Below are 25,762 nucleotides of genomic sequence, written 5' to 3' on the forward strand. Positions count from 1 at the left end.
TGAGAAGTGTTTTTATAATATTGATTTTGTTATTTTTGTTTACACAAATATTTGATTATGAACCATTACAAATTATAACTGCGGACTTTTATTCATTTATTAGTAAATCTGCTTTATCTATTATTATAGGTTTTGTTTTGTTCGGTTTTATATTTTTTTGGTTTTCAAAGAAAGACAAATGATTTATTAGTCACGTGCTTTGAGATTTCTATTTAAGCTAACGGGTGCGTTTCTACAACTGCGGTAGGAACCCTTTTTCACTATTGAGGCAGGTTAATAAATGAAAATGTTAAACTATAAATAAACATATATAAAAATGAAACACTTGAGGGGAGGATGAAATGAAAAAAGTAAATTGGTTTATTTTTAGTGTTATATTAGTTTTGATTGTTGTGGGCTGGTTTGTATTTCAAAAAATTACTGATGATACTTATCAGGGGATGTCCATTATCCCTGAAAAACACGAAGATATCCCTTTATTCGAGGGATTGGAACCGACTGAACACGAATATGTTCTAAATGGAAATCGTTGGGCTGATATATATGAGTTTTACTTAAAAGAACTTCCTAAACTTGGTTGGAATATAGAATACGAAGGTTCAGCACTTAATGATAATGACCCAGAAAATGATTGGAGCGGATTTCATTCAAGGTGGAGAAAAGAGGGGTTCGACGGTGAATTAAGCATTTCATCTCACTATAATCAATATAAAGAACAAACAGAGGTCAGCTTTGACAAAACCCCAATATATAACTCAACAACTTGGATTAGTAATGTCCCAGAAAGTATTTGCATTTATCAAAGTTTAAATGATGAAAAATGTTCTGAGATAAAAGATAAGATTAAAATACAGCAAATTGTTGGTTTTATAAATGAAGCTATTGATTGGAAAGAAGAAGCATTGCCACGTAAAAAATCAAGTGTAATTGATTTCGGGGATATGGATATAAAGGTTCTTTATGAAAACGAAAAAGAAATTTATTTTCAATCAGAAAAAGGTACAAAATTGATGAAACCAGAGCCTGATTTCTTTAAACTCACAAATCTTTCTTAATAGTCTTGTTCAACTATAGGGTGCGATTGTTTAATAAGGACTTACAAGGGTGTACAGAAAAATAGGGGGAATTGGAATGATTTTAGGGTTAATTATTTTTGGGTTAATTATGCTACTTTTAGGTTTTTTTACACCTATTGGTACTGCAAACGTTCTACTAATTTCGACGCTACTGATTATTTCAGCAATTGTTCTGGCAATAACTCGCTATTTAAAAAGAAAAGGATAACTCGCTTAAATATGTTTCTCCTTCAACTATAGGGTGCTTTAACACAACAAGAGGAACGTCAGATTTAAGGTGACGTTCCTCTATTTCTTTGGAAAATAAAATAACTGAATTTTATGATAGTGTTATATTATGTTGTTCTTCAATTAACGAAGCAATTTAGTGCAACAAGGTCTATTGTATTTAATTAGTAGAGGTGAGGGGGAGTTACCAATGAAAAAGTTTTTTCTGTTAATGTTCCTTTGTTTAATTCTATCGGCTTGTTCCCAAAGTGAAGAAGATGAAATACAAAAATACTTAGATGATAACACCTCTTATGATATTTCAGCTGTTTTTGAAGATGGCGTACTTAATATTGAAGTTCCAATGATTGACCAAGCTGGAACATGGAATAAAGATGGTCAAATGGATGTGAATTTAGAGACAATAATATTATTGGAAGCTGTGAAGAGTTATCCAAGAGAAGACATGGATTTAATTAAAGAGGTAAATATTCATTTTATCATAAGAGAAACGAGTGAAGTTGTTGCAGAAATACATGCCAAAAACGATGCGTTCATGGAGACAAATTGGGGAGATGTAGATAACCCAGAAGTTCCTAAAACTGTCGATGAATATCATTTTAACGCTAAAACAAAATAAAGTATTATTAAACAAACGGGCAGGCTTTAATACAATAAGGAAATTGCTCACCTAGAGTCTTATTTAAGTTATTTTCTTTTTCAAAGGAGGGAAAATATGAAAAACATTTTTGTTGAATCTAAAGAGATAGATAAAAACAATAAGTTTTTTAAGTTTTATAAAACTATGCTTCCCTTATACATTGCATCGTTAGTTTTTCTTTGTTTTATGATTTATTTTATACTTGATATGAAAGAGGAGGGTTATTTTCTAGGTTTACTTGCTGGTTTAAATGCGGCAGTTCAATTTTATGTGTTAATCTCTATTCCTTCTTTTATTTATTATTTTATTAGAAGAAAAACATCAAGATTTGGTGAATTCGCTACTGCATTCTCTATTTCGGAGTTCCTTATATAGCTATAGCATTGGTTGTAACATTCGCTTCTATGATAGCAATAACCAATGTAAAAAACCGTTTACTACTTTCTAATTTCTCATTTTTATTCCTTCGAAGGCTGTATCGAAATAGGTGTTTAACTAACGGGTGCAATTGTTGAACAAGGAAATTTGCACTTTGATTAACTAATGGGGAAGAATAGTGAAATTATAGCATTATAAATGCTGTATTTTAAGGTAATGTCAATCTCACTATATAAAAAGAAAAGGTAATATGCTACTTTGTGTTGAATTTTTAATGAGAAAAATAATATTAAAAGTGAGGATTCTTATGAAACAATTAACATTCCAAGAGTTCCAGAACTACCTAGCATTAAAATATAAAGAAGGACGCTCTTCATCTGCTTTATTTATGAAACTTGTAGAAGAAATTGGCGAGGTAGCAGAGGTGCTAAACCAGTTAGAAGGTCGAAAGGAAATTTCAGGGGATACTTCTTTAGAAAAAGAGTTAGTTGATGTCATACATTACGCAATGGCAATTGCCAGCATAAATCACATTGATTTAACAAAAGCCATCATTAAAAAGGATAGTCAAGCTGCAATTAAATATAACCAATCTCCAAATTTAGAAGAGTTTTTAGTATTACAAGATAAAGAACATTAGAATTGAAAGTATTTCACTATTCAACTAAATGGTGCGATTGTTTAATAATAGATTGGTTTATTGTACAAAACCAGCAGGTTAGCTCAAGTTGTAAAACTCAATAGCCTATTATTACTCTCATTTGAGAGTTTATTTGATGTGTTGTGTTTGGAGGGAAATTATGATTAATCAATTTAAGGAAAAAATTGCAATTGTTACGGGTGCTAGCCGCATTAATGGTATTGGAGCAGCTATTTGCAAGGAGTTAGCTGAAACTGGTTACCATATCTTTTTCACTTATTGGACGGATTATGATAAAGGGATGCAGGGATGTCTTGGGCAATAAATTTAGATGAACCAATGAAATTAGAAGCAGAATTAGTAAAAAAAGGTGTTAAGGTTTCTCGGATGGAATTGGATTTAACTAAAAATGATGCACCTAACTTCTTATAAATAGAGTGAATGAACAACTTGGTTATCCTGATATATTAATTAACAACGCAGCATACTCAACAAATAACGATTTTTCCAATCTTACTGCTGATGAATTAGATAAGCACTATATGGTGAATGTTCGTGCAACTACACTATTAAGTAGTAAATTTGCTCAGAACTTTAAGAAGGAATCTGGAGGAAGAATTGTTAATATTACTTCAGGTCAGTTTAAAGGACCTATGCCTGGTGAATTAGCATATGCAACAACGAAAGGAGCAGTTGATGCTTTGACCGTTACATTATCGGCAGAACTTGCCACTTTCCAATTAAATAGGTGGAATTTAATGTTAAAATATTGTTGTGTTGTTTAGCTAAAGTAGCAAGATTTTTGAAGAGTGGTGTTTATTTTTTGTTCAATAATAGGGGCATTTTATGGAATAAGGTCTTAAGCTAGCAGAGAGTAAAGATGAATGAAAAATATTTTAGGAGAATTCGATGGAAAAACAAATTAGAAAGATAACCGGAAGTTATTATGGGGAATTTTGTAAAATAGCAAATTCGGCATTCGAAGGGTTAAATTCTGATAAATGGCTCGAAAACCACATTGAAGAAACCACTAAAGAAAATTTATATGGCATGTTTAAAGAAGAGAAATTATTAGCGGGTATGAGGACTTTTGACTTTGAAATGAATTATTCCTCAACTCCCGTTCGTGTTGGTGGAGTTGGGATGTTAGCCGTTGATATGCTACATAAAAAAGAAAAAAATGCTTATCAATTATTGCAGTATTTTTTAAAGTTAAATTCAGAGGCAAAAGTCAATCTTGTTATGTTAAACCCATTTAAAGTTAGTTTCTATAAAAAAATGGGATTTGGTATCGGAACAAAGAACTATCAATTCTACTTAAATCCAAATGAGTTTCCTAACTATAAAGAAAAGAGCCACTTGGAGGAGTTAACTGTTGATGAAAGAGGACAAATTTTGGATTGCTACAATAGGGCTTATTCCAGAACACACGGTATGACGAAGAGGTTTCCTTTTGAGAGGGAATTAGATAGACCTTTTTGGTTTGGAAGGGTAATTGGTTATGTAATCGAGGGAGAAATTAAGGGTTATTTTGTGTATAGTATTAAGGAAAAAGATTTACATATTCACGAACTTTTCTTTGAGTCTCCAGAAGTGATAAGAGAATTTTCAACTTTCCTCAATAGTCAATCAGACCAAATAAAGCGAGTAATAATTAACTCAAATTTTGACGAAATTTTACATTTTGTAGACTCTCCAGAAAGTGGAGAAACAACTATGGTTGATTTTACTTCCACCCCTGACTATAAACACATCGCAAATGTGGGAACCGGGATAATGTATAGGATAATTAATTGCTCTGACTTCTTTGAGGAACTTAAAGAAAGCAATCACCTTTTTAACCCTGGTATTACAGTTTCAGTTAAACTTGCGATTGAAGATGACTTCTTCCCCAAAAATTCTTTGCCCTTTATACTGGACATTAAAGGAGGAAGAATTGTAGACATAATAGAAGATGGACCAATTGATGTTGAATTAAGAATGAATATAGCAGAGTTTTCTTCTATGGTGATGGGAGTCGAGAATGCCTATTCCTTTTTAAAATGGGGATTGATGGAGATTTCAGATGTAGGTTATATAAAAATAATAAATTCACTTTTTCAAACTGATAGTAAACCTACGATTACTAAAGCCTTTTAATATTTTCCTTCTTTCAATAAAGGACGTTAGTCAAACGTCTTAATCAATCGGGTCCGATTGTTTAATAAGTACCTTTATTCTTTTTCAGCTAACGGGCTTTAGTTTAACAATAGATATTAGAAATAAAAATGGCTTGGATATTTCTCCAAGCTGTTTTTTAATGTGAATTTAACAGTGAAAATTATGTGATTATAGGTGATATTTATCTTGTGATTTATTGTTTTGCACTCCGCAAGTGAACCCGTAAATGGATTCTGAGCGTTTTTAGCATTCTTTTAGTGGAACCAGAATCAGCACGTAATTCTCTGTGGAAAATTACTGCATAAACCCAACTCTAAAGTTTACAGGTTTTTAGAAAGTAAATTACGCATACTAAGAATCCTATTATTGATAGGCCAAGTTTATAAAGAATTCCCGTTAACCAGAGTCTGGACACAATAGCAACACCGAGCTTAATCGAATATTATAATTCGTCTGTCTCAATAATAAGTCTCTTCCTTTTTACCTGTTTTTCGATTAGGATAGAGAAAGTGAAATTAAAAATTATAAAAGGAATTATAGAAGTAGTTAGTATTATGAAAAGAAAGGAGTTATTTCTGTGAATAAAAATCGAATTCTTTTTACGGGTGGGGGATCGGCAGGTCATGTAATCGTTAATCTTGCACTCATCCCGATATTCCAAAAAGAAGGATGGGAAATTGATTATATTGGCTCCAAAAGTGGAATAGAACGCAAACTAATTGAACAGCTTGACGGTATTACATACTATCCAATTTCAACAGGGAAGTTACGTCGATATATGTCAAAGGAAAATTTTAAAGATCCATTCAAAGTAATGAAAGGTACGATGCAGGCCTGGCGAATTATCGGTAAACGAAAGCCTTCCATTATTTTTTCAAAAGGCGGATTTGTTTCTGTGCCAGTAATTATGGCCGCAAAAATGCGTGGTGTACCAGCAGTTATTCATGAGTCAGACTTTACACCTGGACTCGCAAACAAACTTGCCATTCCGTTTTCCAGCAAAGTCCTGGCAACATTCCCGGAAACGATGAAGTACCTTCCAGAGAATAAAGCCGAATATGTAGGTGCTGTCATCCGTGATGAACTATTTCAGGGGGATAAGAAAAAAGGATTAGAAATGTGCGGGTTTACCAAAGCAAAACCAGTTTTACTCATTATGGGTGGAAGTGGTGGTTCGGAAAGAATAAATAATACGGTGCGCGCAAGTCTTGACGAGCTATTACCTTCGTTTCAAATTGCGCATATTTGCGGGCAAGGTAAGACAGACACATCGATAAATCGCGATGGCTATACGCAATTTGAATATGTTAATGAAACATTGAAGGATCTTTTTGCGGCAACTGATTTTGTCCTTTCACGAGCAGGATCAAATGCAATTTTTGAGTTTCTTGCACTTAGAAAACCAATGCTGCTAATTCCGTTATCAAAAGAAGCGAGTAGAGGGGATCAGATTATAAATGCAAAATCGTTTGTTGAAAAAAGGTATGCTCGTGTAATGGAAGAAGAAGCGCTAACTGAAGATTCACTAGTCCATGAACTTTCGCAGCTAAAAGAGCATGCTCCAATTATTATGGATAATATGAAGAATTATCAGAGTGAGAAAGCTCGAGACCGAGTAATTGAAATCATTAAAAACTCGGGTAAAAAACAATAAACTAAAAAATGTCCTCAGGCGCATCCGCGTTTTGGGGACATTTTAGCAATCAGAAAAAGTATATATACCTCCGATTTGATAAGGTAAATTAGGTACTCACCATAAAATAGTCTGAGTTGTGAAAAAATAATTATGTCGAATACTGTAGTATTCTTGATGAAAAAGCAAATAGTAGCAGTTAAAAGCCACTGACATCCACTAATCAATGTTTATAAGAGATTAACGCGTTAAATAAAGTTTGATTAAAAATTTGCAATTAACTATCATAATGAGTGTTGTTATCAACATTCATCTTCAAGCGAACACTTCTATATATGTGTCCTTCAGCAGTTACATCATATACACATACTTTAATCTCGTCTTGGTGACGAAAATACTTATTTTCAACATACAAAATTAAAAAGGGGTAGTTATTTTGAAGAAACTATTATTATTGTTTTCTACTATTATTTTAATAGCAGTTCTCTCTGCTTGCGGAGGAACTGATTCAAGTTCAGATTCAGAAGGAAAAGTTGATAAACTTGTTTTTGCTGATGCCGGCTGGAACAGTATTAAAGTCCATAATAGTATTGCACAAAAGATTATTGAAGAAGGTTACGGTATTGAAACAGAAGTTACGCCTGGTTCGACGGCTGCAACTGTTCAAGGTTTAAGAGAGGGTAATATCGATGTTTATATGGAAATATGGACAGATAACATTAAGAAAGTTTATAACGAAGCACTAGATGAAGGTGACATTAAGAAACTTTCCGTTAACTTTGATGATAATGAACAAGGATTGTATGTTCCAACGTATGTTATTGAAGGTGATGAAGAACGCGGAATTGAACCAATGGCACCAGACTTAAAAACAGTTGAGGATTTGAAAAAGTATCCTGAATTATTTGCAGATCCGGCAGAGCCTGATAAAGGTCGATTAATTAATGCTCCAAGTGGTTGGGCTATTGAAAAGGCTATAACACAAAAAATGGAAGCATATGGATTAAACGATACGTTCGTAAACTTTAAGCCTGGTTCTGACGCAGCTATCGTTGCATCACTAGCTGATGCATATGAAGCGGGAGAAGCATGGGTAGGTTATTATTGGTCTCCAACAGCTGTGACAGCTAAGTATGATTTAACATTATTACAGGAACCAGAATATGATAAGGAAATTTATGATGAAACTAAAGGAACTGCAGCGCCACCGAATGATGTAGTTGTAGCTGTTCATAAGGATATACCTGATGCAGCACCAGAGGTTGTGGACTTTCTAAGTAATTATGAAACAAGCAGTGCACTAACTGAGGATGCACTAAATTATATGGATTCAAATGAAGATGTTTCTGCAGAAGACGCAGCAATGTGGTGGATGAACGAACATGAAGATGTTTGGACAAGTTGGGTTCCTGAAGACGTGGCCAAAAAAGTCAAGGACTCTATGTAGTAATTCACAAGCAGCTGGCCGCTATTGGTTAGCTGCTTTTCTAATTTAAAATAAGTGAGGTGTCGTTAATGGGAGTTTTTCCAGATATATCAACTAATCTGGGTGATTATGTTGCACGTTTTGTAGATTTTTTAGATGAATCATTCGAAGGCTTATTTAATTTTATTTATTTATTTTCTACACAGATCATAAACGGTATTGAAGGCTTTTTAGTATGGATGCCATGGTGGTTACTTATATTATTAGTCGCTTTACTAGGCTGGTATTTTAAATCAATCTCATCAGGTATTTTATATGGAGTATTTTTATTTTTAATAGGTACATTCGGTTTATGGGAAGATTTGATGACTACAATAGCGATTGTGATGACAGCGGTTATCATTTCCTTGGCAATTGGTATTCCTTTAGGTGTTTGGATGGCCTTCAGTAAAGGATTTTCAACTGTTATGCGTCCGATTTTGGATGCAATGCAGACAATGCCTAGTTTTGTCTATTTAATCCCGGCGATATTCTTCTTTAATCTCGGGAATGTCGCGGCAATTTTTGCTACATTAATTTATGCAGTTCCGCCAGTAATCAGACTGACAGAACTAGCAATCCGTGGAGTTAATAAAGAAGTTATTGAGTCAGCTGAATCGTTTGGTTCATCAAAATGGCAAATGCTTCTTAAAATTCAGTTACCACAAGCGCTTCCGACAATTATGGCTGGGGTGAACCAGACAACGATGATGGCACTGGCAATGGTTGTAATTGCATCAATGGTTGGTGCCCAGGGGCTTGGTGAACAGGTTCTTGTATCAATAAATCAAATTGATATGGCCTTAGGGTTTGAGGCAGGAATAAGTATTGTATTTTTAGCAATTATTATTGACCGTATTACTGGTGGGGTAGCCGACAAGCTCCAGAAGCATAGGAGGGCAAGCTAATGTCTACTAAAATTAAACTTGAGCATGTTTCAAAGATTTTTGGTTCAAAACCAAAATCTATTATACCTAAAATAAAAGCCGGCATGGAAAAAGATCAAATATTAGCGGAAACTGGCCATACTGTTGGTGTTTATGATGCTTCTATGGATATAAAACAAGGTGAAATTTTTGTTATCATGGGACTTTCAGGAAGTGGGAAGTCAACTTTAATTCGCTGTTTTAATCTATTGAACAAACCTACTGATGGAGCGATATTTATTGATGGGGAAGATATCGTTAAATTCAACGGTTCACAGCTTAAAAAGGTTCGACAAGAAAAGGTTGCTATGGTCTTCCAGCATTTTGGTCTTTTCAACCATAGGACTATCATGGCAAATGTAGAATACGGCCTGGAAATACGTAATATTTCTAAAGAAGAACGGCGGGAAGTTGCACAGAAGAATATTGATATTGTCGGGTTGAATGGATACGAGGACAAATATCCGGATGAACTGTCTGGTGGTATGCAGCAGCGTGTTGGTTTGGCACGTGCACTTGCAAATGACCCGGATATTCTCTTAATGGATGAACCATTCAGTGCGCTGGATCCGTTAATTCGCCGTGAGATGCAGCTTGAATTGCTTGATATCCAGGACCGTTTACAAAAAACGATCATTTTTATTACGCATGATGTTAATGAGGCGTTTAAATTGGGTGATCGAGTTGCGGTAATGAAAGATGGTAAGGTCAATCAGGTGGATACCCCTGAAGCGATTATTGAAAATCCTGCCAATGACTATATATCTGATTTCATAAAGGATATTGACCGCTCAAAAGTATTTCAGGCTGAACATGTCATGATTAAACCGAATGCACTTGTTTCTATGAAGGATGGTTTAAATGTTGCCAGAAAAGAAATGGAAGAGAATGGTATCTCCAGTGTGTTTGTTGTAGATCGCCAACGTCATTTGAAAGGAATAGTGACGATTGATGATGCTATTTCAGGAATAAAAGAAAAGAAATCACTTGAAGATGTTTTGCGTGATGATGTTACGGTAGTTCCTAAAGATGAATATATAAATGATATTATTCCAAAAGCGTTGGAATCAAGTTTTCCACTTGCCGTTGTAAATGAAGAAGAGAAGCTAGTCGGATATATTTTGCGTGTACACGTGTTATCCGGATTGGTATCTGATGACGTGAGTGAGAGCGACGAATATCATGGGTGATCTGAAACCGACCTTTCTGTAAGGTCGGTTTTTCAGTTGCCTCGCCTCAGATCCCACAGGAGTACGTGTATTTCCTTCGCTGTTGACTTGAGTAGGAATTGCGAAAAAATAAATGTGTGACAGCACTATGCTAGTCCGGCTGACCGGAGGACGGGGACTCCAGCGGGAACAGCACGTGTATGAAGACCCCGCAGAGTGGTTTGCTCGAGGAGGCTAAGGCCGTGCCCGCGGAAAACATCCGCCCGTAGAGAACCCAGACGGAGGGACGAGAATTTATAGATTTTATTCCTGCATTTATTTCGCATTTTACATCTAATCCGCAACATTAAAAAACTAGGGATTCACCAAGCCTTTTGGTGAATGCCACCATAGTTGCACATATAACAGTAAGAAATTAATTATACCTTTTTAACTGCAAAAATCCAAACTATTTGAATTCTAGAATTTGAATCTTAGTTCGGATTTTTCTTTGACTAAAATACTTTTGTCACAGCCTCTTTCAGTTGTTGAGAAATCTCCGTAGAATTAATAAGAATGCGACGTAGTAAAGGTTTACGGGTAACTCATCAGGCTTATGAGACCCCGAATCCCGTTCGAACCGCATGAAATGGTCACTTATCAAGATAATAAGAACCCGCTCAAGTATTTTTTTACATTTCATCGCCAACAACATTTTTTTAGATGACTTCGGTTTTGCCATTTAAGCTTGTACATAAGGGATTCCAAGAAAAGCAAACGAAGCTTACAAGAATCCCTTTTAACGATAAGCCAAGTTATCTAATTATGGGGTTGTCCCATGACGATTGAGGGTGAAGTCTATTTTAAAATCCACACTTATATCTGGAAATTTGTTATGCCATTCTTCATCCGTTAGTTTACCACCAGGCTTATTAACCCGATAAATAGTACCATATCCAAGAGGATCCGAGTTTAACTCCTGTAATTGTTTTAAAAGTTGTTCAAATTGTTGTTTGAAGTCCTTTTCCATTTCTTTTTCAAAACGTTTTTTAACCTTTGGATTTTTGAGATCTATTTCTTCTGATATCTCTTGTGCCATTACATTGAAAGTGATTTCCGTTTTAAACTTCAAATTCTGCTGACTCGTCATTTTTGTTTTACTGTTACCTTTTAATACCTTCATCAATATATAAAATTTTTCATCATCACTTTCATCTTGCTTGCTTTTCTTCATATATTGTTTAAAAGGCTCCATTGGCAATTGCGCTTCCAAGGTTGCATTTTCAATGGTTTTCGTAAAAACATTCAATAATAATGCATTTCTTAAAGGAACTTGACCAACATATTTATCATCTTGAAATAGTGCAATAGCTGACAATGTAGGTGATTCTGTTTTAGTGGACAGTATAGGCAAATACGGGTCCTTACCTTTGTCATAATAAATGTGCAGGAAATCCTGCAATGTAACTCGCGGAATAATGTTATCCTGAATACTTTGCTCAATCAGTTCATATAAATATTTACCTATGTGAACGGAGGCCCCTTCTTTACCCTGTGTAATTACATCTTTTGCTGTAGTATCGCTTACTGCCAGAAACATGGTGTCCGAGACCCTGGCATCACGTATTTGTGTGTCTACAAAACTTAACAATCCTTTCTCAGCAACTTCTTTCCCAAACATTTCAACACGTATTTGTCCGGGTGTCAGCTGGAAGCTTGTTTTGTAATTCGCATTTTTGCGTGCACCCTTAATTGTATTACCTTCCCCTGAAACAATTGCTGATAGTTCCTGGTTTTGGGAGTCAAATTTATAAATTACTAAAGTTGTTTCTATTTTGTTATCTGCCAATAAATCGACACCACGGGTATTAATAATACCAAGGTCTTCAATCGATTTAGGTTGCACACAGCCAGTAAGAGAAGCAACTAATAGCACAAATAAAACAATTAATCTTAAACTGTTCCTCATCCAAATTCACTTCCCTTTTTCCTATCCTGTCTTTTCTTAAATAATACAACCGGTAAAAGCAGGAATGGATAGACATAGACAATCCAGAAACCAATTTTAGCCACAAGGTCGGTTAGTTTAATGATTACACTATGATTAGACATAAAGACAATCAGTATTAATAGGATAAATGATGTTATAAATAACGTCTTTTTTTGTTGAACTTTGTACATACGTTTCATGCCATACGTAATAGCCCACATTAGTAAAATCATATTGGGCAAAGCAACCATCATCCATTCTGCAACAACGATATAATCAAAACGCTCAACAAATGGAAGGGAAACTATCTTGAATAGGGATAATACAGACCACTCCAGCTCCTTCAATTGTATTGCGCTAAAGTAGCCAATTGAAATAGTGGTAGCAATGAAGAGAAGACCAAAAGACCAAAAAGCACCAAAATAGGCAGGAAATTTAGCTCTTTCTTTGTTTTGAATAAATGGATAGATCAAAAAGAGTATTTCAAATCCCGCAAAAGAGAACGCTGTTGCTCTTGCTCCCTTTAATAACTCGGTAAAAGAAGCTTGGAAAAACGGCTGGAAATGAGTCATGTCCATTCTAATGAGTGGCTCATATAAAAGAAATAGAAGCCAGTGTGCAGAAAAAAAGAATATAAACACTACACCTATAATTACGCGGATTCCGCCATAAATACAGTAAATTATTAGGGAAACAAGTAAAACAGCAAGGATAAGTGAACTTATTTCCGGGAAGATAAAGACTCGAACAACATCGATATACGTGAGTATTACGGATAGCAATGCAGCAGTGAAATAAATAATATAAATTGTCCCTAGTAATTTTCCCAGCCATTTACCGAAGATATCCACTTGGATTCCAAAAATATCAGCACTTTTATATTGCTCCAATATGCGAAACATAACGAATAACACAAGCAGTAAGTAGACAAACGCAATAATTATAGATAGCCAGGAATCTTGCTCAGATTCTTTGAAAATATACATTGGAGCACCCATTATCCCAACGCCTATTTGAATGGATGTAATGATAAAAAACAAGTAGAATGCACGGATACGAACGTTCTCTTTAATTTTAACGTTTATTTCCATAGAACCACCTACTCATCTATATCTTGTTTTTTAACTGCCTCAGCCTTTTTAAAACGAAGCAGATCTTTAGGTCTTAATGAGAGAAACCGTTTATGCAGATAGGCATGGGGTGCTCTGTATAGTGCTTTATTCAAGTCATCCCAACGAAATGGGTACACTGGGGACAGATAGGGCTCTCCCAATGATTTGAGTTTTAACACATGAATTGCTAAAAAGGACAGGCCATACACGATACCGATGAGACCAAACATGCCTGCCAATATAATCATAGGAAACCGAATAACCCGCACTGTAGTTCCCATTTCATAATTGGGAGCAGTAAAAGAAGCGAGAGCACTTAAAGCAATCACGATAATGAGAATGCTACTGGTTAATCCAGCCTGTACCACAGCCTGCCCAATAATTACACCACCAACAATACCAATTGTCTGACCAACCTTAGTTGGCAGTCTCGCACCTGCTTCCCGTAATAATTCAATTAAAAATTCCAGAAATAGCGCTTCAATTATCGGTGGAAATGGCACGATAGCTCTGGATTGCCCAATCGTTATTAGTTCCCGTGGTGGGATAAGCTCATAGTGATAGGTGACGGCCGCAACGTAAAGAGGTGTAAGTATTATTGAAATAAACATAGCTATAAACCGCAGAATCCGTAAAAAGGATCCGGCATTCCAGCGCATATACATATCCTCAGTTGATTCAAGGAAACTAAATATAGTGGAAGGAGCTATAATTGCCTGTGGGTTATTCTCGACCAACACACCTATCCGGCCTTGGGATACAGTATAACTTAGGCGATCTGCTAGCTCGGTTAAGTAATACTGAGGAAAAATAGTGGACGAAGAATCCTCAATTAGCTGGGCAAGTACATTGCTGTCTTCAACTTTATCAATGTCCAGATCCTGTAGTCTTTGCCGCATAGTATTAACGTGTGTATCATTTGCAATGGACTTCATATAAATTATTCGAACTTCCGTTTTAAATCTTTTTCCAATCATTACTTTTTCCAGTACAAGATCTGTAGACCTTATACTCCAGCGTATAACATTTAAATTTGTAATGAGTGATTCACTGAAAGCTACTTGGGGACCTAATACAACAGACTCATTTTCGGACTTTGCAAGTTGTCTTGATTCCTTTCTAATGATTAAATAGTAAGCAGCTTTATCTTCATCTTCTACATACACATAAACTTTACCAATCAATAGACCTTCAAGCATATCCTTCAGTGTATCTGTAGTTGATCCACCCCCTATAGGGACCTCGTTGAGGATGTTCGATGTGCTTAACTCGCTAATATTCAGTAATGGTTTTAATAGGAAATTATCAAGTCTTTCCGTTTGAACCTGATAGGATATATAAAAAACACAAACCTTCTTTTCTCCTATGTCAAATGTAGAAAAAATTAAATCCGGGTTGTTTTCAAACTTATCTTTAAGAAGCTTCTCAAGTTTTTCAATTTTTATAGGGAAGATAGATTTAGTCTGAGTTTTGCGGCGACGGTTTTTTCTCATTTGTACCTCCTGATGAAAACAATTGCTGAATATTAGTATGTGAAAATGTCGGGAAAATTATTATGGCTATAAAGATATTTGAAAAAGGGAAAGGCTGATTGTTGTCTTATCAACAATGATCTGATTTATACCTTTTAAATTATCAGGACTTTTAGCATACAATGTGACTTTAGTATTGTTTTTTAAAAATTCTTATAATTATATTGTTTGTTCTTGTCGATTGGTGTAGAATAGTCCTAATTAGTCGTAAGGGGTGAGTAAATGGGAGAGTTTATTCGAAATTGCCGTTTATGTAAGAAGCAAATGGAATCTGGCCCGTTTATGATGTGTACGACATGTTTGGTGGAAAGTGATCGGATAAGGAGTCTTATAGTCAAGAAGCCACATGTATCAGTTGAAGAGATTTCGCTAGCAACCAATGTACCTGTAGAAAAGGTAGAACGAATGGTCGACCTTGGAGTTAGAAGGGAAGGGGCACAGCAAAAAAATAAACTTTATACTTTATTTTAATATAAACAAGTAGAGAATGACTTAGGGTCATTCTCTACTTGTATTGCCTTAAAACGATGAGATTCCTTTAATACCCTCAACTCCTGATGCTAGCTGTTTATCTACAACTTTTGCATCTTCTATATGCTGTGTGATAACTTGTTTAATCGTATCAAAGGAATCGTTTGTTTCCTCAATATATCTTACCATTTCTCCTGTAAGTTCATTTTGATTATTTATATTTTGCAATACATCTTGTGTATTTGATTTAACAGTTTTCACGATTGAAGCCATTTGTTCTAGCATGTCCACTGTCTTGTTACTAATCTCTGTTGATGACCGCAGTGTTTTTTGATTCTCATATGTGTCCTGTTCTGCTTCTTGGATTTTATGCTGAATTGTCGTTGTCACTTCATCAATATGATGGGTGCTTTCTGCAGTGTTTTCAGCAAGCTTTCTAACCTCTGAAGCTACAACTGCAAAACCCTTCCCGTGTTCACCGGCACGTGCAGCTTCAATAGAAGCATTCAAGGCTAATAGGTTTGTCTGATTTGCTATTTCACTTATTACTTTAACGACTTCCTTAATCGTATTGGAATGTTCCCCCAACTCTTGCATACTTCCAGCAGTTTTTGTCATCTGAACTTCTAAGCGGTTCATTAGTTTTTGATTCTGTTCCATAATTTCTTGGTACTCCTCTGACTGCTTCGAGAGAGTGTCAGATGACTCGACAAGTCCAATTCCCTCTTCAACTAAATGTTTGGAGTGTTTACTTGATTGTTCTCCAAGCGATTGAACTTCCTCAAATCGCTGTTTAATTCGAATGACTAAATTTTCCAGGTCATAGTGCTGTCCATTTACATGGTCGTGCTGGTTGATTGTATGTATTAAATCTTCTTCAAATTGGTTTAAAAAAAGTGAACTATCCTTCTTGATTTGTGCTTTTTCCTGCTCCAATTTCTGTATTTTTTGATTTGCTGTGTACAATTGTTCTTCAAGATTATTACGCTTTTTTGTTTTGACTAACAATGCAATTCCCCCTGCTGCTTATATTAGCTGTTTTCTAAAAGATTATTACTTTTGTCCTAACTGCGACAAATACTAAGGATAACCGAGTCGTAGCATTCTGTTATTTTTTGTAGAAGTTTGCAGTTTATCGAAATCCCAAGAACCTTTTAGAAAACAGCCTATGCTTTTATATCGACTTTTCGAAGTGTTGTTTGAAGAAAAAATAAAAATTTTTAAAAAAGTAATTGACTTTAAATTTTCTTAATACTATAATTATTGAGTATCTTAAAAAAGAGAGGAGGTCATATCGATGGAAAGTAAAATGGTTCTTGCAAAACAAAATTTTATATTTGGTGTGACCTTCTGGGCGGTAAAATAACTAGCTATAATATTTTATTTTATAGTTATAGGGTCACGCATGTCTGTGGCCTTTTTGTAATATATGAGGGGTATGATTTATACTCTCAAAGCACATGCCATAGGCGTGTGCTTTTTTTATCTGCTCAGAAGGCTACTGTTAGAGAGAGAAGTAGGTGATTATTATGTTTCAGGTTTTTAAGAAATTGGATTGGTTTTTTAAGCATTATTGGAAAAGGTATACGTTTGCAATCATAGCCTTAATTATTTCGAGTGCAATTGGATTGATTCCGCCAAAATTGGTAGGGTATGTAATCGATAAAATACAATTTGAAACGTTAACAATGCAATTACTGTTAATGGTTGTTGCAGGCTATTTAATTTTAACAATTGTCCACTACGCAATTTCATTTTTATGGGATTATACGTTGTTTGGTGGAGCGGTCATTTTAGAGAGGTGGACACGTAGCAAGATGATGGACCACTTTTTGAAAATGACGCCAACCTTTTATGGCAAGTATCGTACGGGCGACTTAATGGCGCGAAGTACAAATGATCTTAAAACAATTAACCTTACTGCAGGGTTTGGTGTCCTGACACTTGTGGATTCCAGCATATTTATGTTGATGATTGTAGCGATGATGGGCTTTACGATCAACTGGAGTTTAACAGTGGCTGCTTTAATTCCGTTACCAATCATGGCGATTGTTATGAACAAATATGGTGCTGCCATCCATGCGCGCTTCACGAAGGCACAGGAAGCATTTAGTGAAATGAATAATGAAGTGCTTGAATCTATTCGGGGTGTCCGTGTTATTCGTGCATTTGTACAGGAGGAACAGGATGAGAAGCGTTTCTACTCCAGGACCACTGATGTTTACGAAAAAAACATAGAAGTTGCAAAAATTGATGCTTTATTTGAACCGACTATGAAAATTCTTGTCGGCTTATCCTATACGATTGGGTTAGGATATGGAGCATTACTCGTATTTGAAAACAGGATAACATTGGGTGATTTGGTCACGTTTAATGTTTATCTTGGGATGTTAATTTGGCCAATGTTCGCCGTTGGAGAGCTGATTAATATATTACAGCGAGGAAATGCTTCGCTGGACAGAGTTAACAATACGCTGGACTATCAGGCGGATATTGCAGACCCAGAATACCCTCAAACTGTTCGGGAAGTAAATACGATTGATTTTGATGCTGTATCTTTTTCCTATCCGGCAACAAACATTAATCAGTTAACCGATATTTCGCTGACTGTGAAAAAAGGGCAGACGATTGGTGTTGTTGGTAAAACAGGAGCTGGTAAAACAACCTTATTTAAATTAATGCTCAGGCAGTATCCTGGATTAGTTGGTGCCATAAAAATGTCCGGTGTTGACTTAGAATCGATAAGTCTGGAGCAAATTCGGGCGTGGATTGGTTATGTACCACAAGATCAGATGATGTTTTCCAAGTCCATTCGTGAAAATATTCAATTTGGTAAAGCAGATGCAACGGATAAGGAAATTTACCGAGTCATGGAGCTCGCACATTTTCTTGAGGATATGAAGCAGCTTCCTAATGGTTTAAATACACAGGTTGGGGAAAGTGGTGTAACTTTATCTGGTGGACAGAAGCAACGAGTCGCATTAGCACGTGCTTTTATAAAAAATCCGGAAATTTTAATTTTGGATGACTCGATGTCTGCTGTTGATGGTAAAACAGAGGCGAAAATTATTGAGCATTTACGTAATGAACGGAAAAATAAAACAACATTTATTGCTGCACATCGTATGTCAGCCGTAACACATGCAGACCATATTATTGTGCTTGAAGATGGAAAAATTACAGAAGAGGGAACACATGAGGAATTAATGAAGTTGAATGGCTGGTACAAAGAACAATACCAGCAGCAACAATTAGAAGATGGGGAGGTGTCCTCCTAATGAAAGGATCAACTGAGAAGCGGTTATTTCAATATGCGTTACATTTTAAAAAAGGTATTTTAATTGGATTAGCTTGTCTGGTTGTTGCTGTTGCACTCGAACTTGCTGGGCCTTTAATTGCGAAGACAGTAATTGATGAACATATCTTGGGTGTAGAGGGTAAATGGCAGCAGGTAGAAAATAACGATGATAAATATACGGTTTCCTACAATGGTGAATTGTATAAAAGAGCTGATCGTATAGAAGATTCGGATCATGAATTAGGCAGTGCTACTGTTTTTCAAGTAAGCCGCGATTATTATTTTGTAAATGAAACTGTTCCGCTACAAGGTAAGCGTAGTGCAGAGGGTGAAAAGATCACCATCACAACGGCAGATGAAACGCTGACATATGAAGGTGAGAAACTTTCCATGTCAGAAATTTACCCGTTTTTCAAGCCTGAACAAGGACCAATTATATTTCTATTGGTTTTATATATGGTTTTGCTTGTTATCGCAGGGTTCTTTCAATTTTATCAGACATTCCTATTACAGAAATCGTCCAATCAGATTGTGCAAAAAATGCGTAATGATATTTTTGCGCATACACAACGAATCCCAATTAACTACTATGTGGAGCAATCTGCTGGGAAAATTGTCGCTCGTGTCACAAATGATACGGAAGCAATTCGTGATTTGTATGAAAGGGTCTTATCAATCGTTGTAACAAGTGTTATCTATATGGCTGGGATTTTCGTCGCATTATTTATTCTGGACGTGAAGCTCGCTGCATTGTGTTTAGTTGTAGTTCCATTAATTATTGGGTGGATGAAATTATATAAACATTTTGGCACGAAATATAACAGGGTTGTTCGTGCGACGATCAGTGAAATAAATGGTAATATCAACGAAGCGATACAAGGCATGCCAATTATTCAAGCATTCAGCAGGGAAAAGAAAACAAAGGATGATTTTGAAGTATTAAATGATCGGCACTATACGTATCAACGAAAACTGGTAAAGTTAAGTGCGTTAACGTCATACAATCTTGTAACTGTTTTTCGTAACTTGGCATTTGTGGGCTTTATCTGGTACTTTGGTTCCTTTTCACTGGAACCGGGAAGTATTATTTCCATTGGGGTGCTTTATGCATTTGTCGATTATTTAACAAGACTGTTTGAACCAATGGAGGATATTGTGAATCAGCTTCCATTAATTGAACAGGCGCGTGTTGCTGGAAACAGGGTGTTTGAATTATTGGACCATGATGGAGAAAAGGTTATCAATGATAAGGTTGACCGATACCGCGGTGAAATTAATTTTGACCATGTGTCGTTTGCGTATAATGACGTAGATTATGTCCTAAACGATATTTCTTTTACTATAAAATCCGGAGAAACAGCAGCATTTGTTGGCCATACGGGGTCTGGTAAAAGTTCGATCATGAATTTACTTTTCCGTTTTTATGATCCGCAGAAAGGTACTATAACAATTGATGGGAATTGTACGCAGGAGTGGTCCAGGCAACAGGTTAGAGGACATATGGGAATCGTCCTTCAGGATCCATTTTTATTTTCTGGAACGATTCTTTCAAATGTGACGATGAGTGATCCAAACATTTCCCGAGCAAGCGCAATCAGTGCACTAGAAGCAGTAGGTGCGGATCGGTTTATTGAAAAGTTACCTGATGGCTACGATGAAAAGGTGTCTGAAGGAGGAACGACTTACTCGCTTGGTGAGCGCCAATTAATATCTTTTGCACGCGCACTTGCTTTTAATCCGGCAATCCTTATTCTGGATGAAGCAACGGCCAATATCGATACGGAGACAGAAAGTATCATTCAAAATGCCTTGGAAGTTTTAAAACAAGGGAGAACAACCCTTGTCATTGCACATCGATTATCGACAATTCAGCAAGCAGACTCAATTTTTGTATTAGAAAATGGTACAATAAAAGAACAAGGTAACCATTTTCAACTTATCAGCGAAAAAGGCTTGTATTATCATATGTACCAGATGCAACAAGGGAAATCGAAACGAGCAGTGTAATTATCCAGCTCTGCGGGGTGTGCTATGACAGACGAAAAAAAAGACCATGATGTTATTGATGAAGATCTATACGAAGAGTTTAATGAAGAAGAATTAAAAGAACTTGTTGAAATTGAGCGTCAAAAGGCATTAGCTAAAGCTCAACAGGAACAAAACCCTAAGCCAAACCGTCCATTTCCAAAGTGGGCGTTTTGGCTAATTGCACTTGTCATGCTGTTTAATGTGGTCGCACTCCTTCCTAAAACATTTTCAGTCCCTGCAATTGACTTTTTAATAACATCAGCAAAATTGTCAACACAGGATCAAATCCAAACCTATAAGGAAGCTGTTGTTGCAATTGAGACAGGCGACAGTAGAGGAACAGGGTTTGCGATTACGGCTGATGGTACAATCTTAACCAATCATCATGTTGTAGAAGGGGAGGATTCTGTTACAGTTGCTTTTCCTGATGAAGGGTTATATTCAGCGGATGTTGTTGATACATTTCCTTCAGTTGATCTCGCAGTCCTGGATGTAGATGGTGAAAATCTGCCACACTTGCAGTTAGCTGATAAGACTACTTTTGAGCAGAATGAACAGATTTATTTTATCGGTAACCCGTTGAATTTTAATGGAATAGCTAATAAGGGAACGATAATTGATTATACGTCATTAAGCGATTGGGAAGAGCCAGTATTAATGATAGATGCCCCAGTATATCGCGGGAGTAGTGGAAGTCCAGTTATTAACGAGGATGGCAAAGTTCTTGGGGTTGTGTTTGCAACATTGTTTCATGATACCCATGGGCGTGTAGGGCTGTTTATACCTATAGATTACTATTACCAGCATAATGAATAACCCCTCTGTTTTATTTGAATTCCTGAAGGGTATTTGAAATATAAACGCAAGGAGGGGTTATAATGATGTACTTAACTTCTAAATTAATAAAATATAATATTGATGCTACTGATGGTGAAATGGGAAAGATCCACGATTTATACTTTGATGACAAAAAATGGGCAATACGTTATGCGGTTGTAGATACTCGAAAATGGCTGCCATCAGGAAATGTGCTGCTATCGCCAACAGCTTTCGTGAATATGAACGAACAGGAAGAGCGAGTCGAGGTTGAATATGATAAAGATACAGTACGAAATAGTCCATCAGTACCAGCAAAGGTATCTATATCTAAAGATCTGGAGACTTCGTTAACCGGTTATTATGGATGGAGCAGATATTGGTTAGGTGGTATGCTATGGGGTGCACAGGATCATCCTATTTCACATATTCATGATGACATTGTAGCTGAAGATAATTTGTGGGATCAGCTTCAAATGAATGAATATAAAGATGAACATGATTTACGAAGTGTCAATGAAACTATAAAAAACAGAGTCCATGCAAACAATGGCAGAATTGGCGAAGTTGTGGACATGGTTTTTGATGATGAATACTGGAAAGTACGCTTTCTTGTCGTTGACATGGATGAATTTCCTGCTAGGGATAAATTCTTCATAATAAATCCTGATACTATTCAATCAGTCGAGTGGTTTGAAGGCGATATTTACGTTGACACAGACCTTGAAGTGTTAAAGGGACAGAAAAGCTACAATACAAAGGAAGAGATCATAGCTGAATTATAATACAGTGCGATAAGAAAGGATGTCTTTTATTAGGCATCTTTTTTCGTTTACCACTTTTTATCCAATGGTTGTTATACTATATAAGTAATGAATATTTAAACAAACTGTAATTATTTTGTGATAGCAACAAATGGACTAGTAGGTTAAGCTTAATCTACGAAATACTATGAAAAAATATATAGACAAAGATGGTGGTTACATCATGAAATATAATATATTAACTAAAAAAAATGAAATGATAAATAATAAATCCTTACTAACTACACCCAAAAAGCGCAACAATAAAACGAAATTTATAGTGACCGGGGGTGCTACAGTCTAATGGTGAGTCAGCCTGTAGAAGAAATGCCTCTTGAAGAAATGATTGCCTCGGTCCAGCAAGGAGACGAATCGTTACAGAATTATCTCTTAAAGTCTTACCAGCCGTTTATTGCCAAGAGTGTTTCAGAAGTTTGCAAACGTTATATTGATCCACAGAAAGATGACGAATTTAGTATCGGTCTAGCTGCATTTAATGAAGCGATTTTATCCTATTCTCCTGACAAAGGCAGTTCATTCCTATCCTTTTCAAAGTTAGTTGTGAAGAGGAAAGTGATTGATTACATACGGTATGTTCAAAGGACACCCGTTGCAACGTCATTGGACGAAAACTTTGATGAAGAACAGATGGAAAATCCTACCGAGATTGTTGCAGTTAAAGAAATATATCAACAGGAACAAGAAGCATGGCATCGTAAAGAAGAAATCATCGATTTTAAGGAGAAGCTACGTGTTTACAAACTCTCGCTGGTTGAGCTTACAGAGGGTTCACCAAAACATAAAGATGCTCGTGAATCGGCTATAAGAGTAGCAAAACAACTTTATGATGATACTGATCTTCGAGAGTATGTTTACAGGAAGAAGAAGCTGCCGATTAAGGATTTAGTAAGAAAAGTGGATGTAAGTAAAAAAACGCTGGAGCGAAACAGGAAATTTATTTTGGCGATATTCGTTGTTTTAGATGAGGATTATATGTATCTTAAGGAGTACCTTAAGGGGGTGGGTTAGTGAATAAAGGAATCGTTATGGAAAAGCATCGCTGCTATACAATTGTTATGCAGAAAGATGGTGCATTCCAAAAAGCACTGCCAATTGATGATGCTGATATTGGTGCTGAAGTTTACTTTCAGCTGAAGGAAACAAAAATGAATTTACTGTTTAATCAATTTTCTAGCAGAAACAAACAAGTTCCTGTTCGTTTAATTGCTATGACAATTATGTTATTTGTTTTAGTGATGCCTTTTTTCTTTGTCATGAATTCAAATGAAACATACGCATATGTCAACATAGATATTAATCCGAGTGTTGAATTGGAAGTTAATGAAAAACTGAAAGTACAATCAATAAATCCATTGAATGATGATGCTAAAGTACTTATCAATCAGCTTTCCAAATATAAAGGAAAAGAATTAGAAAACGTCATCGATAACATTATGAATACAAGTGAAAAAGCCGGCTTGCTGAAAAATGGAAAGAATATGCTTGTCGGGGTCAGTTACATGCTGGATTCCAAGAAAATATCGGTTGTTGATACAGTTGATAAGTACTTTTCAGATCACAAAACAGATTGGAAAATTGCTACATTTAAAGTACCTACAGAAATACGGAAACAAGCTAAGGAAAATAAACAGACGATGAATGAACTAATGGCAACATCCCTTGCTGAATCACAGGAAACTGATGATGTTTCTGAGGTGGATGATACGGATCGTAAAGAACCGGTGAATGAGAAGGAAGAAGCAATAATAAATTCTTTTTATAATAAAAACCAAAACCATTCAGAATCCGCGTCCTCGAAAAAGAGCAATGGTGATGAAACTGCCCAATCGGCTGAAAAAAAAGACCATGAAAAAAAAGATCAAGCTAAACATTCAAGCGAGCTAAAAGGAAATAATGGTGAGATTAACTCTAATGGTAAAAATAAAGGGAATGAGGAACGAAAAGGTAATGTGAAAAATGATATTGCCAAAGAGAACAAAGGTAAAGCTAAAGAGTATCAGAAACATAAACACGATAAAGATAATTTAAACAAACATAAAAACAATAAACATAAAAATAATAAAAACAACGAGAACAGAGGAAATAAAGGGAACAATGGAAACGGAAATTACGGCAATAAAGGTAATAACGGAGACTAACATTAAAAAATTTAATAAAAATAAAAACGAAAATGCACCAGACTTGGTGCATTTTCTTTATACTTCCATTACTGCTGCTGGTGTGTACTTCATAGCGTGGTCAATATAATATAGAAGGGTATCATGTGATTCGACTACTTTAGTTTGGTCAAGTGAGTAATGATAAGCGTGCAGGAAGATTTGGATTTTCTTTGATAACATATCATCGTTAGTGCGAACCATTAAAACAAGTAAGTCATCCCATTGGCCCCACAACGTATAATACAAGGCTTTATCATAATCAGGTATTTGCATTATTTGCCCTCCTTTAATTGTAAGGGTTATTTATAGGTTTCCCGAATGACTCTTTTATTGTCTATGACAAAACTGGTGTGCTTGCCAATTTGTGTTAAGCGAATAAAATAACCTTACTGCTACATACTAAAGGCAAAACAGTAAGGAGGATAAGCTATATGAAATGGAAACTTTTATGCCTTTTAGCGGTAATATCGATAGCACTTGTAGCATGTCAGGGAGATAACGGGAATGGAAATGAGCAAGGTCAAAATGGTGATGGAAACAATGTGGAACAGACTCGTTATAACGCTACAGACAATATGAACAATGGTGGAAATAATGGAAACAACAATGGTAATGGGCAACAAGGAAATGGAGAAAATCAGTACGAACTGGCTGAAAAAGCTGCCGATAAAATTTCTAATCAAGTTAAAGGTATCGATAATGCATATGTGCTGAAGACTGACAATAATGCATATGTAGCTGCAGAATTGGATAATGGCAACAATGGTAATACAGATAATGGTAACACTGGTGGAATGAATAACGGCAATGGGAATAACACTGGAAACATGAATGACAACACGAACGGTAATAATGGAAATGGTGGTAACATGAATGTTGAAAATAATGGACTTACGAATAATGGAAACGACAATGATGGAGGAGATCAGTTAACTGACGAAGTTAAGCAAGAAGTTTCAAAAATAGTTAAGTCAGTCGATAAAGATGTTGACAATGTATATGTATCAACAAACCCTGATTTCTTCGATTTGGCAAATAACTATGCAGATGATGCAGGTAATGGTGATCCAGTTGAAGGTTTGTTTGACCAAATGGGTAATATGATTGAACGTATTTTCCCGCAAAACCAAAATTAACAACCTATAGCTAACTTTTATAAGACGAGTGCCACTTAATGTGAGCACTCGTCTTTAGTTTTGATATTCGTGTCAACATATGATAATCTTAAACATATAATC

General features: G+C 35.8%; 23 protein-coding genes and 1 pseudogene. 19 read left to right on the plus strand and 5 right to left on the minus strand.

Annotated features, from left to right (window positions below):
* The first annotated feature begins 341 nt into the window (after positions 1-341).
* From ACTWQM_RS05530 to ACTWQM_RS05580, 11 genes and pseudogenes are all read left to right on the plus strand, one after another.
* A complete protein-coding gene (locus tag ACTWQM_RS05530; protein WP_443257189.1) occupies positions 342-1,055 on the plus strand; it encodes a hypothetical protein in 714 nt (237 codons plus the stop codon).
* A 76-nt stretch (positions 1,056-1,131) separates the two neighbouring features.
* Positions 1,132-1,284, plus strand: coding sequence for a hypothetical protein (locus ACTWQM_RS05535; RefSeq protein ID WP_443257190.1), 153 nt, complete (start codon positions 1,132-1,134; stop codon positions 1,282-1,284).
* A 210-nt stretch (positions 1,285-1,494) separates the two neighbouring features.
* Entirely contained in the window at positions 1,495-1,923 is a 429-nt protein-coding gene (locus tag ACTWQM_RS05540; protein ID WP_443257191.1) for a hypothetical protein, read from the plus strand.
* Positions 1,924-2,019: 96 nt separating this feature from the next.
* Positions 2,020-2,319 (plus strand): hypothetical protein, encoded by a 300-nt coding sequence (locus ACTWQM_RS05545; RefSeq protein WP_443257192.1) that lies wholly within the window; start codon positions 2,020-2,022, stop codon positions 2,317-2,319.
* Positions 2,320-2,629: 310 nt separating this feature from the next.
* Positions 2,630-2,962 (plus strand): MazG nucleotide pyrophosphohydrolase domain-containing protein, encoded by a 333-nt coding sequence (locus ACTWQM_RS05550; RefSeq protein ID WP_092504179.1) that lies wholly within the window; start codon positions 2,630-2,632, stop codon positions 2,960-2,962.
* A gap of 160 nt (positions 2,963-3,122) precedes the next feature.
* Positions 3,123-3,693 (plus strand): annotated as a pseudogene (locus ACTWQM_RS05555) (SDR family NAD(P)-dependent oxidoreductase); the annotation flags it as partial.
* Positions 3,694-3,871: 178 nt separating this feature from the next.
* A complete protein-coding gene (locus ACTWQM_RS05560) occupies positions 3,872-5,101 on the plus strand; it encodes a GNAT family N-acetyltransferase (RefSeq protein ID WP_443257193.1) in 1,230 nt (409 codons plus the stop codon).
* Positions 5,102-5,699: 598 nt separating this feature from the next.
* A complete protein-coding gene (locus ACTWQM_RS05565; protein ID WP_443257194.1) occupies positions 5,700-6,776 on the plus strand; it encodes an undecaprenyldiphospho-muramoylpentapeptide beta-N-acetylglucosaminyltransferase in 1,077 nt (358 codons plus the stop codon).
* A gap of 415 nt (positions 6,777-7,191) precedes the next feature.
* Positions 7,192-8,202, plus strand: coding sequence for an ABC transporter substrate-binding protein (locus ACTWQM_RS05570; protein WP_443257195.1), 1,011 nt, complete (start codon positions 7,192-7,194; stop codon positions 8,200-8,202).
* Positions 8,203-8,270: 68 nt separating this feature from the next.
* Entirely contained in the window at positions 8,271-9,128 is an 858-nt protein-coding gene (locus ACTWQM_RS05575; RefSeq protein ID WP_443257196.1) for an ABC transporter permease, read from the plus strand.
* A complete protein-coding gene (locus ACTWQM_RS05580; RefSeq protein ID WP_443257197.1) occupies positions 9,128-10,336 on the plus strand; it encodes a quaternary amine ABC transporter ATP-binding protein in 1,209 nt (402 codons plus the stop codon). The genes ACTWQM_RS05575 and ACTWQM_RS05580 overlap by 1 nt, the downstream gene beginning before the upstream one ends.
* A gap of 781 nt (positions 10,337-11,117) precedes the next feature.
* Here ACTWQM_RS05580 and ACTWQM_RS05585 read toward each other — a convergent pair.
* Genes ACTWQM_RS05585 through ACTWQM_RS05595 form a run of 3 tightly spaced genes read right to left on the minus strand, consistent with a single transcriptional unit; the run spans position 11,118 to position 14,889 of the window.
* Positions 11,118-12,263, minus strand: a complete 1,146-nt coding sequence (locus tag ACTWQM_RS05585; RefSeq protein WP_443257198.1) for a Ger(x)C family spore germination protein — start codon at positions 12,261-12,263, stop codon at positions 11,118-11,120.
* Entirely contained in the window at positions 12,260-13,375 is a 1,116-nt protein-coding gene (locus tag ACTWQM_RS05590) for a GerAB/ArcD/ProY family transporter (RefSeq protein WP_443257199.1), read from the minus strand. The genes ACTWQM_RS05585 and ACTWQM_RS05590 overlap by 4 nt, the downstream gene beginning before the upstream one ends.
* A gap of 8 nt (positions 13,376-13,383) precedes the next feature.
* Entirely contained in the window at positions 13,384-14,889 is a 1,506-nt protein-coding gene (locus tag ACTWQM_RS05595; protein ID WP_443257200.1) for a spore germination protein, read from the minus strand.
* 261 nt (positions 14,890-15,150) lie between these two features.
* Between ACTWQM_RS05595 and ACTWQM_RS05600 the strand changes: the two genes are divergently transcribed.
* Positions 15,151-15,399, plus strand: a complete 249-nt coding sequence (locus tag ACTWQM_RS05600; protein ID WP_443257201.1) for a hypothetical protein — start codon at positions 15,151-15,153, stop codon at positions 15,397-15,399.
* Positions 15,400-15,447: 48 nt separating this feature from the next.
* Here ACTWQM_RS05600 and ACTWQM_RS05605 read toward each other — a convergent pair whose 3' ends face one another.
* A complete protein-coding gene (locus tag ACTWQM_RS05605; protein ID WP_443257202.1) occupies positions 15,448-16,407 on the minus strand; it encodes a methyl-accepting chemotaxis protein in 960 nt (319 codons plus the stop codon).
* Between the two features lie 521 nt (positions 16,408-16,928).
* Here ACTWQM_RS05605 and ACTWQM_RS05610 point away from each other — a divergent pair.
* The 6 genes from ACTWQM_RS05610 (at position 16,929) to ACTWQM_RS05635 (ending at position 24,503) form a co-directional block, all read left to right on the plus strand.
* Positions 16,929-18,677: an ABC transporter ATP-binding protein gene (locus ACTWQM_RS05610; RefSeq protein WP_443257203.1), complete on the plus strand. Its 1,749-nt coding sequence runs from the start codon at positions 16,929-16,931 to the stop codon at positions 18,675-18,677.
* Positions 18,677-20,704, plus strand: coding sequence for an ABC transporter ATP-binding protein (locus ACTWQM_RS05615; RefSeq protein WP_443257204.1), 2,028 nt, complete (start codon positions 18,677-18,679; stop codon positions 20,702-20,704). The genes ACTWQM_RS05610 and ACTWQM_RS05615 overlap by 1 nt, the downstream gene beginning before the upstream one ends.
* A gap of 24 nt (positions 20,705-20,728) precedes the next feature.
* Positions 20,729-21,541 carry a S1C family serine protease gene (locus ACTWQM_RS05620; protein ID WP_443257205.1) on the plus strand — a complete coding sequence of 271 codons (813 nt, stop codon included), beginning with the start codon at positions 20,729-20,731 and terminating at the stop codon, positions 21,539-21,541.
* A 62-nt stretch (positions 21,542-21,603) separates the two neighbouring features.
* Entirely contained in the window at positions 21,604-22,326 is a 723-nt protein-coding gene (locus ACTWQM_RS05625) for a PRC-barrel domain-containing protein (protein WP_443257206.1), read from the plus strand.
* A 321-nt stretch (positions 22,327-22,647) separates the two neighbouring features.
* A complete protein-coding gene (gene sigI, locus ACTWQM_RS05630) occupies positions 22,648-23,373 on the plus strand; it encodes an RNA polymerase sigma factor SigI (protein ID WP_443257207.1) in 726 nt (241 codons plus the stop codon).
* Entirely contained in the window at positions 23,373-24,503 is a 1,131-nt protein-coding gene (locus ACTWQM_RS05635; protein WP_443257208.1) for an anti-sigma-I factor RsgI family protein, read from the plus strand. Before sigI ends, ACTWQM_RS05635 begins: the two co-directional genes overlap by 1 nt.
* 57 nt (positions 24,504-24,560) lie before the next feature.
* On the opposite strand, the gene ACTWQM_RS05640 is transcribed toward ACTWQM_RS05635, so the two are convergent.
* Entirely contained in the window at positions 24,561-24,797 is a 237-nt protein-coding gene (locus ACTWQM_RS05640; protein ID WP_443257209.1) for a YhdB family protein, read from the minus strand.
* 158 nt (positions 24,798-24,955) lie between these two features.
* Here ACTWQM_RS05640 and ACTWQM_RS05645 point away from each other — a divergent pair, with 158 nt between their 5' ends.
* Complete coding sequence (locus ACTWQM_RS05645; RefSeq protein WP_443257210.1) at positions 24,956-25,660, plus strand: YhcN/YlaJ family sporulation lipoprotein; 705 nt, start codon at positions 24,956-24,958, stop codon at positions 25,658-25,660.
* Positions 25,661-25,762: the final 102 nt, after the last annotated feature.

This window comes from Virgibacillus sp. L01 (assembly GCF_052246775.1).
Taxonomy (GTDB): domain Bacteria; phylum Bacillota; class Bacilli; order Bacillales; family Amphibacillaceae; genus Lentibacillus.